Below are 17,617 nucleotides of genomic sequence, written 5' to 3' on the forward strand. Positions count from 1 at the left end.
GGATCCTATGGCGACGGTTTTGACAGCGCGGCCAGCGCCGCGGTGGCGAAAGACTGCGAAGCGGCGACAGCCTGATCGCGCGCCTCGGATCGGTCGATCCAGGATTGAACAGGAGCGCGGTCGGCCGGCGCAAGCGCTTTCAGCTCGCGCCGCGCTTCGGCAAGGTCGCCGCGCTGTGCGGCGGCGGTGAGGCGGCCGACCACCGCAATCCGATCGACCCCGGCGGCGACGTCGGAACGCTGGATCCGCACCAGCCGCTCGGCATTGGCCTGGAACCGGTCGATGAAGCTGGTGGTGTTGGCCGGGTCGCCGCCGGGCAGCAGTTTCGGCAGCAGCGCGAGCAGCTCGCGGCCGAGCGCGGCAGCGCCGGGCACGCCGGTTTCGGCGAACGGCGCGAGCGGCCGCAGCGCGGCCGGATCGGCGGCGAGCGGCTGCGCCGCTTTCAGGATCGCCGCATAGGGCGCGCCTTGCGTGACGGTCAGATCGAGCATGGTGGCGGTGACGAGCCGGCGCAGCGGCACATCATCGGCCGTGGCGGGCGGCGGCGCGGCCTGGGGGGCGGCTTCGGGCGCGGGCTTGGCTTCGGGCGCGGCCTTTGCTTCGGGCGCGGCCTTGGCGGCCTGTTCGAGTTCGGTCAGCCGGGTATTGATCGCCGCCAGCGCGGCCGCCGCATCGACCGAGGACGAATCCCCGGCAGGCTTGTCGGCCGCCGGCCTATCGGTCGCGGTCCCATCGGTCGACGCCGCGGCGGCGGCAGCGGCGGCCGGCGCGGACTCGGCGCGGGTTCGCAGCGCGGCCAACTCGCCACTCAGCGAAGCCACGGTCTTCTCCAGCGCCTCGACCCTGCCGGCCAGCGCCGGATCGGCTGCAGCGGCAGGCGTCGCCGCGGAATCAGGACCGGCGACCGGCCGGGCCTCGAGGCTGGCGAGCCTTGCCTTCAGTGCGTCGAGCGCGGCGGCATCGCCTTGCGGCGCGCTGGCGCCGGTCATGAAATAGTCCGGCAGCAAGCCGGTCTTCGCAGCGCCGACCACCACCGCGGCGGCGATCGCGACCGCGAGCACCGGCGGCAGCATCGCCGCGGCGATGCCGGGCCGGCGCGGTTCGGCCGCCGACGGCCGCGCGGCGGGCTCCTCCGCTGCCTCGGGCGATGCGGCGGCAAACCGAGTCTCGGGCTGGTCCGCCGCGGGCTCCGGCAGCGGCGCGGCGTCGATCGCGGCCTGCAGCCGGCGCTCGTCTTCCTGCTCCTCCGCCGCGCTGGCGGGAAGCTGCTCCATGGTCAAATCTGGGGCGGGATGCGATGGCGCCTCGATCGGCGCATCGACATCCACCTCGGTGATGGGTTCGGCATGCGCATCGGGCGCGCCATCGGGCGCCGGCGGGAGCCGCCGGTCCTCTCCGTGCTGCGTATCCTCGTGTCCGGGCCTGTTCTCGACCATCCGCAATCGTTCCTCGTCACTCCTGCCGAATCCGTTGCCGGCCCGGCGCGTTGTTCGTTCAGCGCGCGGGCGCACCGACCGCACGGTCCAGCGCCTCGAACAGCGCCTTCTCGTCGGGCGTGCGCGCCACCATCACCTGCGTCGCGCCGGCCTCGCGCACCACGTCGGACACCGAGTCCGACAGGCAGCATTGCGGAATCGCCAGCGCCGAGATCTCGATCCCGGACGCCCGCGTCGCGTCGATGAAGGCGCGCGCGCTGCGCCGCGAGTAATGCAGCACCGCCTCGATCCGATTGGCCGCAAATTCGTCGCAGATGGTCGCCGGCAGCGTCTGCACCGGCAGCATCCTGTAGGTCGTCTGCATCACCACGTGGAAGCCGTCCTCGCGCAATTCGCCGGCGAGGTCGCGCGACAGATCGGCGCCGGCCAGATACAGCAACGCGCCGGCCGCCTTCTTTTTCCCTTTGACGCTATCGGCGACCTTCAGCCGCAGTCTGGCGGCGTCGCCCTCGGCGACGATGACGTCCTTGAAGCCGGCGTCGCGGGCCGCGCGCGCGGTGTGCTTGCCGACCGCGAACAGCGGCAGCTTCAGCAGCCGCGCGAAACCGGGCTGATCGGCGATCGCCCGCAGCGCATTGGCGCTGGTGACGATCACGCCCGTATAGTCGGTGTCCTGATCGTCCGGAAACGGCGCCGGCTCGAACCGCAGCATCGGCGCCAGCAGCACGTCGTAGCCCTTCGCGCGCAGCGCGGCGGCGGTGGCGTCGTTGTCGGGTTGCGGGCGGGTGACAAGCAGTGCCACGCCTGACGTCCTCGCCTGTGAGAGGGAAACAGGAGCCGTTGCGGCCGCCGGCACCAGCGGGCCGTCGGACCTTGCCGGAGCCGCGGGGAGCCGACCGGATGATTGCATTCCGAGACCCCGCAATGCTACGCGAGGCAAGGAGAACGCCGGTTCGGCGGCAAACGCAAGGGCTCAATTTGACTAGTGAACAGACCTTGCTGGTGCTTGGAATCGAGACCACCTGCGATGAAACCGCAGCCGCGGTGGTCGAGCGCCGCGCCGATGGCAGCGGCCGGATTCTCTCCAATATCGTACGCTCGCAGACCGACGAACACGCGCCGTTCGGCGGCGTGGTCCCGGAAATCGCCGCGCGCGCCCATGTCGATCTGCTCGACGGCATCGTCGCGCGGGCGATGCGGGAGGCGGGAACCGGCTTCCCGGAATTGTCGGGCGTCGCGGCGGCGGCAGGGCCGGGGCTGATCGGCGGCGTCATCGTCGGGCTGACCACCGCCAAGGCGATCGCGCTGGTGCACAACACGCCGCTGATCGCGGTCAATCATCTGGAAGCGCACGCGCTGACGCCGCGGCTGACGGATGCGACCGAGTTTCCCTATTGCCTGTTTCTCGCCTCCGGCGGCCACACCCAGATCGTCGCGGTGCGCGGCGTCGGCGACTATGTCCGGCTCGGCACCACGGTCGACGACGCGATCGGCGAGGCGTTCGACAAGATCGCCAAGATGCTCGGCCTGCCCTATCCGGGCGGGCCGCAGGTCGAGCGCGCCGCAGCCTCCGGCGATGCGGTGCGGTTCGCGTTTCCGCGGCCGATGCTGGGGCGGCCCGACGCCAATTTCTCATTGTCCGGTCTCAAGACAGCGGTGCGCAACGAGGCCAGCCGGCTGACGCCGCTGGAGCCACAGGACATCAATGATCTGTGCGCCGGCTTCCAGGCCGCGGTGCTGGACTCGATGGCCGACCGGCTGACCTCCGGACTGCGGCTGTTCCGCGAGCGCTTCGGCGCACCGAAGGCGCTGGTCGCGGCCGGCGGCGTCGCCGCCAATCAGGCGATCCGCCGCGCCTTGCGCGAGGTCGCCGCCAAGGCCCAGACCACGCTGATCGTGCCGCCGCCGGCGCTGTGCACCGACAACGGCGCGATGATCGCCTGGGCCGGCGCCGAGCGCCTGGCGCTCGGCCTCACCGACAGCATGGACGCCGCCCCCCGCGCCCGCTGGCTGCTCGACGCCAACGCGACGGCGCCGGGCAAATTCGCCAATACCCGCGCGGGATTTTAACGGAGTCACCAAGTGGTCCTTCCACGCGCCGCAGCGCCTCCTCTCCTCTCCCCGCGCGCGGGGAGAGGTCGACGCGCATCGCCAGATGCGCGGCGGGTGAGGGGGCGTCTCGCCGCAGCCGAGAGGCCGTGCCCGCCGCACCCCTCACCCCACCCCTCTCCCCGCAAGAGCGGGGCGAGGGAGCAGGCCGCATACGCGGCGGCTCTGCGTTCACTCACTTCGGCTGTTGCTGATTGCCATCGCTTCAACGAGGCCATCCGATGAGTTCATTCGACACGATCGCGGTGCTCGGCGGCGGCGCCTGGGGGACGGCGCTGGCGCTGACGGCGGCACGCGCCGGGCGCAGCGTGACGCTGTGGGAGCACGATGCCGGCAATGCGCAGCATCTGATCGAGGCGCGCGAAAGCCGGTTTCTGCCGGGCGTGCGGCTCGACGATTCGATCAAGGTGACGCAGGATCTCGCCGAAGCCGCACGCGCGCAGGCGCTGCTGCTGGTGGTGCCGGCGCAGGTGTTGCGGTCGGTGGCGACCTCACTGCAGCCGCTGATCGCGGCGCGCACGCCGCTGATCGCCTGCGCCAAGGGCATCGAGCACGGCACCCACCGCTTCATGACCGAGATCATCGCCGAATGCGCGCCGAATGCGGTGCCGGCGATCCTGTCCGGCCCGAGCTTCGCCGCCGACGTCGCCCGCGGGCTGCCGACCGCGGTGACGATCGCCGCCACCGACGCCGATGTCGCGCAGGCGCTGGCGCAGGCGATGAATTCCGGCTCGTTCCGCCCCTATCACTCCACCGACGTGCGCGGTGTCGAACTCGGCGGCGCCACCAAGAACGTGATGGCGATCGCGGCCGGCATCGTCGCCGGCCGCCAGCTCGGCGCCTCGGCGCTGGCGGCGATGACGACGCGCGGCTTCGTCGAACTGGTCCGGTTCGGCAAAGCCTACGGCGCCCGGATCGAGACCATGCACGGTCTGTCCGGATTGGGCGATCTGACGATGTGCTGCTCGACGCCGCAATCGCGCAATTTTTCGTTCGGCATGGCGCTCGGCCGCGGCGAGAGCATCGACACCGCCGCGCACGGCAAGCTCGCGGAAGGCTACTACACCGCGCCGGTGCTGCTGGAGATGGCGCAGGCGAAAGGCGTCGAGATGCCGATCTCGACCGCGGTCGCGGCGATCCTCGACGGCCGGCTCGGCGTCGATGCGGCGATCGAGGGCCTGCTGACGCGGCCATTGAAGGCGGAGGAATAGGATTTGGCTTACTGGCTGGTGAAATCGGAGCCCTCGGTGTGGTCGTGGGACCAGCAGGTCGCCAAGGGCGCCAAGGGCGAAGCCTGGACCGGCGTGCGCAATCACTCCGCCAAGCTGCACATGATGGCGATGAAGAAAGGCGACCGCGCCTTCTTCTATCACTCCAACGAGGGCAAGGAGATCGTCGGCATCGCCGAGATCATCCGCGAGGCCTATCCGGACCCGACCGACGAAAGCGGCAAATTCGTCTGCGTCGATCTCAAGGCCGACAAGAAGCTGAAGACCCCGGTGACGCTGGCGGCCGTGAAGGAAGAAAAGAAGCTGTCCGAAATGGCGCTGCTGAAATACTCGCGCCTGTCGGTGCAGCCGGTCACCGCCGACGAATGGAAACTGGTCTGCAAGATGGGCGGGTTGTAATCCAACTCGTCATTGCCGGGCTTGACCCGGCAATCCATCCTCTTCGCGAGTTTTCGGTCCGCTTCGCGGATGATGGATGCGCGGGTCAAGCCCGCGCATGACTGGTCGCTTTGTTGTGACCCCCTGCCCTGGACGAGCGGCGCAGCCGCAACCCCATGGACATCTCCTCAGCGCCGCTCCATCACCCGTCGATGAGCACCGCTATCGCCGACCCTCTCGCCTTCATTCGCGACAACACGAGGCTGCGGCCCGTGCCGCTGGTGCCGGAAATCTCGCTGCACGTCGCCGACGAGGCGCTGCCGCTGTGGAGCAAGACCGAGGAGGAACTCGGCGAGGCCGGGCTGCCGCCGCCGTTCTGGGCGTTCGCCTGGGCCGGCGGGCAGGCGCTGGCGCGCTATGTGCTCGATCATCCGGACTGCGTCGCCGGCCGCGACGTGATCGATTTCGCCTCCGGCTCGGGGCTGGTGGCGATCGCGGCGATGAAGGCCGGGGCGCGCCGCGTCACCGCCTTCGACATCGACGGCTTCGCCCGCGAGGCGATCGCCGTCAACGCGGCGGCGAACGGCGTCGCGCTCGCCATCTGCGGCGACGATCTGCTCGCCGCCGAGCACGCCGCGCCGGCGCAGACCGTGCTCGCCGGCGACATCTTCTATCAGCAGGACATCGCCGAACTGGCCTTCGCCATGCTGCAGCGCCGCTCGGCCGGCGGCGCGCAGGTGCTGATCGGCGATCCTGGGCGCACTTATTTGCCGAAGGACAGGCTCAGCCAGCTCGCCAGCTACGGCGTCCCGGTGACGCGCGAACTCGAGGACGCCGAGATCAAGGCGACCGGCGTGTGGACGCTGACATGATCGGGCGGACGGCCGTTCCGCGGACAGTTTGAGATTCTGTCGATCGATCATGGCCTTGCGAGGCATCGGGCGATTTGCCGAACGTTCGACGCGGCGGATCGCCCCGGCTCCGTCGCCGCTTGGTCCTGCGGCCCGGCGCATTCGGCCGGCCGCCATCAGCGCCAAAAGTCGGATGAACGCCCCGCTTGTCGGCGCGGGGGGCGGCAACGCATAATCACACCAATAACAACGGCCGGATGGTCAGACGATCGCACGTCTTTTCGCCGGCGAACCTCATCCATCAGCAATCTTCGCGATTTCGCCCGATCCGGGTTCTAGGGTCCGGCGAGCGGAAGGTGCTGACGGATGAGCCCGCCGGGTTTGAAGCGATTTGCGGTCCGTGCACCGACGGCGGGTGCGGCAAGGCCGCGTATTCGGGTGGAGGAAAGAATGTCCGAGAAGATCTACGACGTGCCCTCGGAATGGGCGAGCCGCGCCTTCGTCGACGACGCGAAGTACCGCGAGATGTACGCCCGCTCGGTCAATGACCCGAACGGCTTCTGGGCCGACCAAGCCAAACGCATCGACTGGATCAAGCCGCCGCACAAGATCGAGAACTGCTCGTTCGCGCCCGGCAACGTCTCGATCAAATGGTTCGAGGACGGCGTCCTCAACGTCGCGCACAACTGCATCGACCGCCATCTCGCCACCCGCGGCGACCAGGTCGCGATCATCTGGGAGGGCGACGACCCGTCGCAGTCGCGCCACATCACCTATCGCGAGCTGCACGACGAGGTCTGCAAATTCGCCAACATCCTGCGCAGCCGCAATGTCGAGAAGGGCGACCGCGTCACCATCTATCTGCCGATGATCCCCGAAGCGGCCTTCGCGATGCTGGCCTGCGCGCGGATCGGCGCGATCCATTCGGTGGTGTTCGCCGGCTTCTCGCCGGACTCGCTGGCCGGCCGCATCAACGACTGCCAGTCCAAGATCGTGATCACCGCCGACGAAGGCCTGCGCGGCGGCAAGAAGGTGCCGCTGAAGGCCAATGTCGACGCCGCGCTGAAGAAGTGCGACGGCGTCGACTGGGTGATGGTGGTGAAGCGCACCAGCGCCGCCATCGAGATGGATGACGTTCGCGACTTCTGGTACCACGAGGCCGCCGAGATGGTGACCACCGAGTGCCCGATCGAGCACATGCACGCGGAAGATCCGCTGTTCATCCTGTACACGTCGGGATCGACCGGCCAGCCCAAGGGCGTGCTGCACACCTCGGGCGGCTATCTGGTGTTCGCCTCGATGACGCACCAATACGTGTTCGATTATCACGACGGCGACATCTACTGGTGCACCGCCGACGTCGGCTGGGTCACCGGCCACAGCTACATCCTCTATGGGCCGCTCGCCAATGGCGCCACCACGCTGATGTTCGAAGGCGTGCCGAACTACCCGACCAATTCGCGGTTCTGGGACGTCATCGACAAGCACAAGGTCAACATCTTCTACACCGCGCCGACCGCGATCCGGGCGCTGATGCAGGCCGGCGACGAGCCGGTGAAAAAGACCTCGCGCAAATCGCTGCGGCTGCTCGGCTCGGTCGGCGAGCCGATCAACCCGGAAGCCTGGGAGTGGTATCACCGCGTCGTCGGCGACGACCGCTGCCCGATCGTCGATACCTGGTGGCAGACCGAAACCGGCGGCATCCTGATCACGCCGCTGCCCGGCGCGACCAAGCTGAAGCCCGGCTCGGCGACGCGGCCGTTCTTCGGCGTGGTGCCGGAGATCCTCGATCCGGAAGGCGTGGTGCTGGAAGGCGAATGCACCGGCAATCTGTGCCTGGCGCGGTCCTGGCCGGGGCAGATGCGCACCGTCTATGGCGACCACGAACGGTTCGAGCAGACCTATTTCTCGGCCTATAAGGGCAAATACTTCACCGGCGACGGCTGCCGCCGCGACGCCGACGGCTATTACTGGATCACCGGCCGGGTCGACGACGTCATCAACGTCTCCGGCCACCGCATGGGCACCGCCGAGGTCGAGTCCTCGCTGGTGGCGCATCCCAAGGTGTCGGAGGCCGCCGTGGTCGGCTATCCGCACGACATCAAGGGTCAGGGCATCTACGCCTATGTGACCCTGATGGCCGGGATCGAGCCGTCGGAGGAGCTGCGCAAGGAGCTGGTGGCCTGGGTCCGCAAGGACATCGGCCCGATCGCCTCGCCGGACCTGATCCAGTTCGCGCCCGGCCTGCCGAAGACCCGCTCCGGCAAGATCATGCGCCGCATCCTGCGCAAGATCGCCGAGGACGAGCCCTCGACGCTCGGCGATACCTCGACGCTGGCCGATCCCGCGGTGGTCGACGATCTCGTCGAGCATCGCCAGAACAAGCACCACAAGGACAAGGTCGGCTGAGCCGCAAGCCGGCTCGCAGGGCGTCACGATCGGCCCCGTCCCTCGCGCGAGGGGCGGGGCTTTTTCGTGCCGTGGCCGGATGATCTGACGCCCGTCATCCCTCGGCCAAGCGCCAACCACAACGGCGCCCGCTCGCTCCGCTTCGACACTGTGTGTGATGCTGAGCACACCCGCAACTTTGCAGACGAGTGTTGTTTCCAGGTCATTTACTTTGATCGGCGGATTTTCTTTCAATGCCGCACGCGGCTCCCCGTCCGCCACCGCACGGTACCGGTCGGTTAACGCGCGTCGTTACAATGGCATCGCGTAGCGGCGGCGGGACGGACGACGAGACCTGCACGGGACACTGGAGAGACGGATGTCTGTTGGATTTCGGTCGGCGAAGATGGCGGTTGCAGGCGCGGTGCTGGCCGCGACGTCGATGCTGGCGGCGCCCGGCGCCGAGGCAGGGCCGAGCCTGGTCGCCTTCCGCGGCGACTACTCGCCCGGGACCATCGTGGTCAAAACGCACGAGCGCAAATTGTATCTGGTGGTCGAGCCGGGCCAGGCGGTGCGCTATCCGGTCGGCGTCGGCAAGCCCGGCAAGAGCTGGCAAGGCGTCACCAAGATCGACGGCAAGTATCGCAACCCGGCCTGGGCGCCGCCCGCGGACGTCAAGCGCGACAATCCGGCCATCCCGGATGTGATCGCCGGCGGCACGCCGGAGAATCCGATGGGCGTCGCGGCGATGACATTGGCCGGCGGCGAATACGCCATCCACGGCACCAACCGGCCGAACTCGATCGGCGGCTTCGTCTCCTATGGCTGCATCCGGATGCTCAACGACGACATCACCGATTTGTATCAGCGCGTCCCGGTCGGCACCCAGGTGGTCGTGACGCGTTGAGCGCGGGCTCGCGCTCGCGAGCCGGCTGTTTCGCTAAGCGCCCCACTCTCTCTGCGTCATCCTGAGGCGCACGCCCGGCGCGCTTTTGCGCGGCGGGCGTGCCTCGAAGGATGGGCCGCAGGTACCCGACAGCATCCTTCGAGGCTCGCTGCGCTCGCACCTCAGGATGACGGCGGTGCTGGTTGGTCGACTTGATACCAGCCCATAAAAAGCCGCGCCCGGATGAGGCGCGGCTTTTCAGTCCGTGTGAGCGCGCCGCTCAGCGCGGCGGCGCGGTGCCGGGCGGGGGCGGCGGCAGCGCGGCCTGGCCGCCGTTCAGCAGCGGCGTGATGCGCCGGACGGTGACGCGGCGGTTCTGCCGCTCCGGTCCATCGGTCGGCACTTTCAGGTACTGCTCACCATAGCCCTGCGAGGTCAGGTTCTCCGCCGGCACCCCGAACTGCTGGGTGAGCAGCGTGGCGGCCGACTCGGCGCGGCGATCGGACAGCGACAGATTGTCGGTGTCGTTGCCGACCGCGTCGGTGTGGCCCTCGATCAGGAACACCTCGCGCGGATTGCGCTGGATCGCCCGGTTGAGGCCATCGGCGATCACCTGCAGCTTGGCGGCCTGATCCGGCGGAATATCCCAGGATCCGGTCTCGAAGGTGATGGTGTTGAGATCGATCGAGGGCATCCGCTGCCGCACCGACGGGCTGTAGCGGATCTCGTCCATCGAGTAGCGGCGTTCGATCCGCTCCACCGGCGGCGCTTCGAGCGTGTCGTAGATCAGCTCCGGCGAGGCGTCCTCGTAGTCGACGATGTAGCGGTCGCGCGGAATCCGCAGCACCGGCGGCGGCAGGTCGACATAGAAGCTCGCCCGGTCGCGCGGACCGAACGAGTTGTCGATGATGACGATCTCGCGGCCGTCGCGGTCGCGGCGGATCCGCCGCAGCAACTGACCGTCGCCGCCGATGACGTTGATGATCTCGGTGCCGTCGGGCCGCACCACGACGGTCCGGGTGCCGCCGCCGCGGACGTCCTCGGTGCGAATGTCGCGGGCGCCGTAGCGGAAGCGATCCATCTCGTTGTGGCGGATGAATTCCCGGCCGCCCGGATCGCGCACGATGATCCGGCCCGGCTCGGTGATCACGATGCGGCCACCCTCACGGACCTCGCGGCGTTCGCCGCGGAAGTCACTCATGTTGCGGGGACCCGGCGCGACGGCGCCCGGGGCGATCGGCGCGAGCGCCTGCGGCGGCGGCGGGGCAGCCGGGATCGGCGTTGTCACCGTCGGTGGCGGCGTGCGGGCGACCGGCGCACCAGCCGGCAGGGAGCCCGGCGCAGCGGGCTGGGCGCCCTGCGGACCCATCGTTCCTGCAGCAGGCGGCGGAGGCGGAGGTGCCACGGTGCCCCGTTCGGCCGGAGCCGTGGCGGGCGGCGGGGCGTCGCGCTGTTGCGTGGTCGGCGGCGGAGGCGGCGTCTGCGTCACCGCAGGCGGCGCGCCGATCCGGCCGGCGTCAGGCGCCGCAGCGGGCGGCGGAGCTGCTCGCTCTCTCTGCACGGCCGGCGGCGGGGCGGCGGACGGCTGTGCGGGAGGCGGCGGGGCGCCCTTCTGCACTGCGGCAGGCGGGGTCTGGCCCGCCGGCGGCGCGCCGATCTGACCCGCAGCCGGCGGCGCCGGACGGGGCGGGGGCGGAGCAGCTTTCTCGGCAGGCGGCGGCGCGGATTGTCGCTGCGGAGCAGCAGCCGGAGGCGGCGGGGGCGGCGGCGCAACACGCGGAGCGGCCGGCGGCTCGGCCCGCGGCGCGCTCTTCTCGGCCGGCGGCGATGGCGGACGCGGTGGTGTCGCGGCAGCAGGCGGAGGGGGCGGCGGCGCTGCGCGCGGTGCAGCCGGCGGTTCAGCCCGCGGCGGCGGCGGAGGCGGCGGAGCAGCGGGACGCGGCGGCGGTTCGGCGCGCGGCGCGGCCGGCGGTTCGCCGATGCGGCCGGCGGGAGGGGCCGGCGGAGCAGCAGGACGCGGCGGCGGAGCGGCACCGGGCGCTGCGCCCGGCGGCGGACCCTTGCGCTCGCCCGCGGGCGGGCCCTTCTTCTCGTCGCCCTTGTCGGTTGGTGCGGCTTGCGCCATCAGCATCGGCGTCGCGATCACCGACGTCGCATCGGCATGCGCCGGGAGCGTGGTGGACTGCCACACGACGATCGCTGTCGAGGCGAGTAAGGCGAGCTGAATTCTCTTCATTGGTATTCCCCGCGTATCAAAATGCCGCGAGCCGAACTATCCATCGGACGAAGCCGGCCCGTCGATTCGATCAACGATGACCCGTGGGGCCGGATTGTGGCCTTCCGCCCGGCGGCGCAACTAATTATTTCGAGATGTGTCGTCGGCGAACGAGCCGCTATTCATCGCGCATTCAGACGCCGGATACCGCGGCGGCCGCCGCGGTCGGTGATCACGCCGCGCGATCGCGACGGCATCGCAACACGCCGCTCGTCGTCGTGCGACGACGCGGCGGTCACATGATGGCCGGGTTCGGCGCGCCCGGCCCGGGTGAAGGTGGCATCGGTACTTCGTCCGGCGTCTGTCCCGGCAGTTCTTCCGGCACCGGCGGCGCGCCGGGTTCGTCGATCGGCGGCGGAATATCCGGATTGGGATTGCCCGGCGGCGATTCCGGCGGCGGTTCGGTCGGCGTGCCGGGGGTGCTCGGCGGCACCTCCGGCGGGGGCTCGGTTGGGCCCGGCGTATCAGGGACTTCCTGGGGCTCTGGCATCGTCAAATCGCCACCTTGCGATTGTCACCGAGGTCGGGGCGTGTGCCGGTCGCAGCCGCCACCGCCATCTTGACGTAGCTGACGAGGGTACCGGGCGAGTCCCAGTACTCGGCTTCCTCCGGCGTGACCTTGAGGATGCGGATGTTCGGATCGTCGGGACTGTCCCACCACGCTTTCGCAGCGGTGCCGAACAGCTCCTTGATCTTGCCGCGATCATTCGAGATCGCCGCATAGCCGGACACCGAGACGTATTTCTGCGCGCTTGCGTCGGCGAAACCGAGATTGACGTGGTGATCCTGCGCGATCTCGTCGTCCTTGTGGCGGCGCACGTCGGTGAGAAAATAGATCAGGCCTTCGTCGGGACGGATATAGGCCGCCATCGGCCGCGAGCGAATCTTCTCGCCGTCGCGCGTCGCCAGCATCGCGAAGGTGATTGTCTTCATCAGATCCCAGGCGTGCTGCGCGTCGCCCTGATTGGTGTTCACCGCCATCCGTCCATCTCCATGCCTGTTCGGCGGCATAACGATTCGCTCGCGGCGATGTTCCGCAATGGCGATGGCGATGGTGTCGGGCGGGCGCAGACAAGCAAATGGCCGGGACGAGGCCCGGCCATTGCAACGCAGCAAACGATCGGCGCCCTCAGATCTGGCGTTCGACCAGCTTGAGCTTGAGGCTGGCGATCGCTTCCGACGGGTTGAGGCCCTTCGGGCACGCCTTGGCGCAGTTCATGATGGTGTGGCAGCGATAGATCCGGAACGGATCCTCGAGATTGTCGAGCCGCTCGCCGGTGGCTTCGTCGCGCGAATCCTCGACCCAGCGGGTCGCCTGCAGCAGCGCGGCCGGTCCGAGGAAGCGGTCGGAATTCCACCAATAGCTCGGGCACGAGGTCGAGCAGCAGGCGCACAGGATGCACTCGTACAGGCCGTCGAGCTTCTCGCGATCGGCGTGGCTCTGCCGCCATTCCTTCTGCGGCGTCGGCGTCACCGTTTGCAGCCACGGTTCGATCGAGGCGTATTGCGCGTAGAAATTGGTGAGGTCGGGGACCAGGTCCTTGACCACCGGCTGGTGCGGCAGCGGGTTGACCTTCACCGCCTCGCCGCGGACGTCGTCCATCGCCTTGGTGCAGGCCAGCGTGTTCTCGCCGTCGATGTTCATCGCGCAGGAGCCGCACACGCCTTCGCGGCAGGAGCGGCGGAAGGTCAGCGTCGGATCGATGTTGTTCTTGATCCAGATCAGGCCGTCGAGCACCATCGGGCCGCAATCGTGCTTGTCGACGTAGTAGGTGTCGACGCTCGGGTTCTTGCCGTCGTCGGGATTCCAGCGATAGACGCGGAATTCGCGAACTTCCGTCGCGCCTTCCGGCTTCGGCCAGGCCTTGCCGCCGACAATCTTCGAATTCTTCGGAAGTGCGAATTCAACCATCTCGTTGCCTCTGGCTCTGTTCGTCATTGCCGGGCTTGACCCGGCAATCCATCTTCTTGCGAAGAGCGATGGATGCCCGGGTCAAGCCCGGGCATGACGATCTTGGATCAATACACCCGCGGCTTCGGCGGGATGTACTGGACGTCGTTGGTCATCGTGTAGTCGTGCACCGGGCGGTAATCGATCGTGGTGCCGCCGTCGTCGCCGATCCACGCCAGCGTGTGCTTCATCCACTGGGTGTCGTCGCGATCCGGAAAATCCTCGCGCGCATGGGCGCCGCGGCTTTCGGTGCGGTTGGCGGCGGAATTCATCGTCACCACCGCCTGGATGATCAGATTGTCGAACTCCAGCGTCTCGACCAGATCGGAATTCCACACCAGCGAACGGTCCGACACGCCGACGTCGCCGACGCCGCCATACACCTTGCGGATCAGATCCTTGCCCTCGGACAGAACCTCGCCGGTGCGGAACACCGCGCAATTGTTCTGCATCACCGATTGCATGCTTTCGCGCAGCTTGGCGGTCGGGGTACCGCCCTTGGCGTAGCGATATTTGTCGAGCCGGCCGAGCGACAGGTCGGCGGAATCCGCCGGCAGCTCCGGCTGCTTGCCGTTGGGGGTCAGCTTCTCGGCGCAGCGCAAGGCGGCGGCGCGGCCGAACACCACGAGGTCGATCAGCGAATTCGAGCCGAGGCGGTTGGCGCCGTGCACCGACACGCAGGCGGCCTCGCCGATCGCCATCAGGCCCGGCACCACCGCGTTGTCGTCGCCGTCCTTCTTGGTGACGACTTCGCCGTGGAAGTTGGTCGGGATGCCGCCCATGTTGTAGTGCACGGTCGGCAGGATCGGGATCGGCTCGCGGGTGACGTCGACGCCGGCGAAGATCCGCGCCGATTCGGAGATGCCCGGCAGCCGCTCGTGCAGCACTTCCGGCGCCAGATGGTCGAGGTGCAGGAAGATGTGGTCCTTCTTCTTGCCGACGCCGCGGCCTTCGCGCATTTCGATCGTCATCGCGCGCGAGACGACGTCGCGCGAGGCGAGATCCTTGGCGGAGGGCGCGTAGCGCTCCATGAAGCGCTCGCCTTCGGAATTCACCAGATAGCCGCCCTCGCCGCGGGCGCCTTCGGTGACGAGGCAGCCCGAGCCGTAGATGCCGGTCGGGTGAAACTGCACGAACTCCATGTCCTGCAGCGGCAGACCGGCGCGCAGCGCCATCGCGCCGCCGTCGCCGGTGCAGGTGTGCGCCGAGGTGCAGGAGGCGTAGGCGCGGCCGTAGCCGCCGGTGGCCAGGATCGTGGTCTGCGCCTTGAAGCGGTGGATGGTGCCGTCGTCGAGCTTGAGCGCAATGACGCCGCGGCAGACGCCCTGGTCGTCCATGATCAGGTCGATGGCGAAGAACTCGATGTAGAACTCGGCCGAATGACGCAGCGCCTGGCCGTACATCGTGTGCAGCATGGCGTGGCCGGTGCGGTCGGCGGCCGCGCAGGTGCGCTGTGCCTGGCCCTTGCCGAAGTCCAGCGTCATGCCACCGAACGGCCGCTGATAGATCTTGCCGTCCTCGGTGCGCGAGAACGGCACGCCCCAATGTTCGAGCTCGTAGACCGCCTCGGGCGCGTTGCGCACCATGTACTCGATCGAATCCTGATCGCCGAGCCAGTCCGACCCCTTGACGGTGTCGTACATGTGCCAGCGCCAGTCGTCCTTGTGCATGTTGCCGAGCGAGGCCGAGATGCCGCCCTGCGCCGCCACGGTGTGGGAGCGGGTCGGAAACACCTTGGTGATGCAGGCGGTGCGCAGCCCCGCTTCGCTGCAGCCCACCACCGCGCGCAGGCCGGCGCCGCCGGCGCCGACCACGACGACATCATAGACGTGATCTTCGATCGGATAGGCGTGGCCGCCCGCGGCCGCTGCGCCGTTGCCGTTCGCCGCCATGCGTTACACTCCGGATGCGAGTTTGAAGATCGCGAAGATCGCGGCGAGCGCCACGGCGATCGAAAAGAAATTGTTGGCCATCACCGTGACGAGCTTGAGCTTCTCGTTCTGGATGTAGTCCTCGATCACCACCTGCATGCCGATCTTCATGTGGATCGCGCTGGCGATGATGAACAGGATCATGGTCAGCGAGATCAGCGGCGAACCGAGGATCTGCGCCGCGCCGGCCTGATTGCGGCCGAGCAGCATCATGATCACGACGATCACCGGCAGGATCAGCAGCGTCATCGCCACGCCGGTGATGCGCTGCTGCCAGAAGTCCGAGGTGCCGGAGCCGGCCGGGCCGAGCTTGCGCACCTTGCCCATCGGCGTGCGCATCGTGCGCTCGCGCCGCCGTGCGGTGCCGTGGGATTCCTCGACGCTCATCGGGCGACCCCCATCGTGAAGGCGACCACCCAGAGCAGCACGGTCAGCACGATGCCGCCGATCAGCGCGGCCCAGGTGAGCCATTCCCGGTCGGCGGTCTTGAAGCCATAGCCGAGATCCCAGACGAAATGCCGGACGCCGCTGAGCAGATGGTGCATCAGCGCCCAGGTGTAGCCGAACAGGATCAGCCGGCCGATCCAGCTGCCGGTGAAGGCCTGGACGTTGGCGTAGGCGGCGGGGCCGGCCGCGCAGGCGATCAGCCACCAGGCCAGCAGAAGGGTTCCAAAATACAGCGCAATGCCGGTGGCGCGGTGGACGATGGACAGGGCCATCGTCAGGCTCCAGCGGTAGGCCTGCATATGGGGCGAAAGCGGTCGGTCGATCCTGGCGGTCATCGGCTGCTATGGGTTGGCTGCAAGCGGACAGGGCCCGGTCAGGGCTCGCGAAGGTGACCTTATTTACGAAGGACGTTCAACGAGTGCAACGATGAATTCACAATTATTGAATTTTAAATCACTGTTTGAAGTATACGCTGCGCCAAGGCGATGATGCGTTACGTCGCAGCGCCCTGAGGGCATCAGTGAAGCCTGATTCATCGCTCGCTGGGGCGACGTTTAGGCCCGTGATCGCGCAACCCCCGTTGCGCGCCAAAGGTAAGAAACTGCTGCACTTTCGAACCGCTCTAAGCGATCTTGCGCGTCGCCGCTTCCCGCCATCCCGCCCCCGTGCAATGCTCGCCGAAGCCCCGCCGACACTCCCGCGCGAAGCCCAGATGACCCACGCCCACGACCTTTGCCACGACGACCACGCGCACCCGGACGATTCCGGTGAGATCGCCGGTCGTGACCACGCGCATGCCCATGGGCACGGCGCGCATAGCCATGCGCCGAAGGATTTCGGCCGCGCCTTTGCGATCGGGATCGGGCTCAACATCGGCTTCGTGATCGTCGAGGCGGTGTTCGGCTGGCTCGGCAATTCGATGGCGCTGCTGGCCGACGCCGGCCACAATCTGTCCGACGTGCTCGGCCTCGCCGTGGCCTGGATCGCGGCGGAACTGTCGAAGCGGCCGCCCTCGGCCCGTTTCACCTACGGGCTGCGCGGCTCGTCGATCCTCGCCGCGCTGTTCAACGCGGTGTTCCTGCTGCTCGCGGTCGGCGCGATCGGCTGGGAGGCGATGCTGCGGCTGTTCAATCCCGAGCCGGTCGCCGGCGTCACCATGATGGTGGTGGCCGGCGTCGGCATCGGCATCAACGCCGCCACGGCCTGGCTGTTCTTCTCGGGCCGTCACGACGATCTCAACATCCGCGGCGCCTATCTGCACATGATCGCCGACGCCGCGGTGTCGGCTGCTGTCGTCGTCGCGGGCGTCGTGATCCTGTTCAGCGGCTGGACCTGGATCGACCCGGCGGTCAGCCTGCTGGTGGTCGGCGTGATCGTCTGGGGCACCTGGGGCCTGCTGCGCGACTCCACCGCGATGTCGCTCGGCGCGGTGCCGCGCGGCATCGATCCGGCCGCGGTACGCGCCTTCCTGGCGAGCCGGCCCGGCGTCACGCAGCTGCACGATCTGCACATCTGGCCGATGTCGACCACCGAGGTGGCGCTGACCTGCCATCTGGTGATTCCGTCGGGCTCCCCCGGCGACGCCTTCCTGATCGAGATCGCCCACGCGCTGCAGCACGATTTCGGCATCGCCCACGCCACCGTGCAGATCGAGACCGACCCGGAAACGCCCTGCGCGCTGGCGCCGGATCACGTGGTGTAGGCGAGGCACTCGAAGTTTCCCTCCCCCTTGCGGG

The 17,617-nt window shown here is 68.5% G+C and carries 16 protein-coding genes; 7 read left to right on the forward strand and 9 right to left on the reverse strand.

Annotated elements, in window-relative coordinates:
• Positions 1–5: 5 nt before the first annotated feature.
• Positions 6–1,274 (reverse strand): COG4223 family protein, encoded by a 1,269-nt coding sequence (locus tag RPB_RS01585; protein WP_157038764.1) that lies wholly within the window; start codon positions 1,272–1,274, stop codon positions 6–8.
• A gap of 220 nt (positions 1,275–1,494) precedes the next feature.
• Positions 1,495–2,238 carry a uroporphyrinogen-III synthase gene (locus RPB_RS01590; protein ID WP_041797860.1) on the reverse strand — a complete coding sequence of 248 codons (744 nt, stop codon included), beginning with the start codon at positions 2,236–2,238 and terminating at the stop codon, positions 1,495–1,497.
• 194 nt (positions 2,239–2,432) lie between these two features.
• Between RPB_RS01590 and tsaD the strand changes: the two genes are divergently transcribed.
• From tsaD to RPB_RS01620, 6 genes are all read left to right on the forward strand, one after another.
• A complete protein-coding gene (gene tsaD / locus RPB_RS01595; RefSeq protein ID WP_041797862.1) occupies positions 2,433–3,506 on the forward strand; it encodes a tRNA (adenosine(37)-N6)-threonylcarbamoyltransferase complex transferase subunit TsaD in 1,074 nt (357 codons plus the stop codon).
• Between the two features lie 260 nt (positions 3,507–3,766).
• Complete coding sequence (locus RPB_RS01600; RefSeq protein ID WP_011439217.1) at positions 3,767–4,756, forward strand: NAD(P)H-dependent glycerol-3-phosphate dehydrogenase; 990 nt, start codon at positions 3,767–3,769, stop codon at positions 4,754–4,756.
• 3 nt (positions 4,757–4,759) lie between these two features.
• Positions 4,760–5,173: an EVE domain-containing protein gene (locus tag RPB_RS01605; RefSeq protein WP_011439218.1), complete on the forward strand. Its 414-nt coding sequence runs from the start codon at positions 4,760–4,762 to the stop codon at positions 5,171–5,173.
• 191 nt (positions 5,174–5,364) lie between these two features.
• The gene (locus tag RPB_RS01610) at positions 5,365–6,024 is read left to right on the forward strand and encodes a class I SAM-dependent methyltransferase (RefSeq protein ID WP_041797863.1); all 660 of its coding nucleotides are present in this window, start codon (positions 5,365–5,367) and stop codon (positions 6,022–6,024) included.
• A 429-nt stretch (positions 6,025–6,453) separates the two neighbouring features.
• Positions 6,454–8,412 carry an acetate--CoA ligase gene (acs, locus tag RPB_RS01615; protein WP_011439220.1) on the forward strand — a complete coding sequence of 653 codons (1,959 nt, stop codon included), beginning with the start codon at positions 6,454–6,456 and terminating at the stop codon, positions 8,410–8,412.
• Between the two features lie 358 nt (positions 8,413–8,770).
• Positions 8,771–9,298, forward strand: a complete 528-nt coding sequence (locus RPB_RS01620; RefSeq protein ID WP_011439221.1) for a L,D-transpeptidase — start codon at positions 8,771–8,773, stop codon at positions 9,296–9,298.
• 259 nt (positions 9,299–9,557) lie between these two features.
• Here RPB_RS01620 and RPB_RS01625 read toward each other — a convergent pair whose 3' ends face one another.
• From RPB_RS01625 to sdhC, 7 genes are all read right to left on the reverse strand, one after another.
• Positions 9,558–11,513, reverse strand: coding sequence for an OmpA family protein (locus RPB_RS01625; protein WP_011439222.1), 1,956 nt, complete (start codon positions 11,511–11,513; stop codon positions 9,558–9,560).
• A 274-nt stretch (positions 11,514–11,787) separates the two neighbouring features.
• Positions 11,788–12,042, reverse strand: coding sequence for a hypothetical protein (locus RPB_RS01630; protein WP_041797865.1), 255 nt, complete (start codon positions 12,040–12,042; stop codon positions 11,788–11,790).
• 2 nt (positions 12,043–12,044) lie between these two features.
• The gene (locus RPB_RS01635) at positions 12,045–12,533 is read right to left on the reverse strand and encodes a pyridoxamine 5'-phosphate oxidase family protein (RefSeq protein ID WP_011439224.1); all 489 of its coding nucleotides are present in this window, start codon (positions 12,531–12,533) and stop codon (positions 12,045–12,047) included.
• A 148-nt stretch (positions 12,534–12,681) separates the two neighbouring features.
• Entirely contained in the window at positions 12,682–13,464 is a 783-nt protein-coding gene (locus RPB_RS01640) for a succinate dehydrogenase iron-sulfur subunit (protein WP_041797866.1), read from the reverse strand.
• Between the two features lie 107 nt (positions 13,465–13,571).
• Positions 13,572–15,395, reverse strand: coding sequence for a succinate dehydrogenase flavoprotein subunit (sdhA, locus tag RPB_RS01645; protein ID WP_011439226.1), 1,824 nt, complete (start codon positions 15,393–15,395; stop codon positions 13,572–13,574).
• A 3-nt stretch (positions 15,396–15,398) separates the two neighbouring features.
• The gene (sdhD, locus tag RPB_RS01650) at positions 15,399–15,821 is read right to left on the reverse strand and encodes a succinate dehydrogenase, hydrophobic membrane anchor protein (protein ID WP_011439227.1); all 423 of its coding nucleotides are present in this window, start codon (positions 15,819–15,821) and stop codon (positions 15,399–15,401) included.
• A complete protein-coding gene (sdhC, locus tag RPB_RS01655) occupies positions 15,818–16,216 on the reverse strand; it encodes a succinate dehydrogenase, cytochrome b556 subunit (RefSeq protein ID WP_011439228.1) in 399 nt (132 codons plus the stop codon). Before sdhC ends, sdhD begins: the two co-directional genes overlap by 4 nt.
• A 377-nt stretch (positions 16,217–16,593) precedes the next feature.
• Between sdhC and RPB_RS01660 the strand changes: the two genes are divergently transcribed.
• The gene (locus RPB_RS01660) at positions 16,594–17,583 is read left to right on the forward strand and encodes a cation diffusion facilitator family transporter (RefSeq protein WP_011439229.1); all 990 of its coding nucleotides are present in this window, start codon (positions 16,594–16,596) and stop codon (positions 17,581–17,583) included.
• Positions 17,584–17,617: the final 34 nt, after the last annotated feature.

It is taken from the genome of Rhodopseudomonas palustris HaA2 (assembly GCF_000013365.1).
Classification (GTDB): Bacteria; Pseudomonadota; Alphaproteobacteria; order Rhizobiales; family Xanthobacteraceae; genus Rhodopseudomonas; species Rhodopseudomonas palustris_J.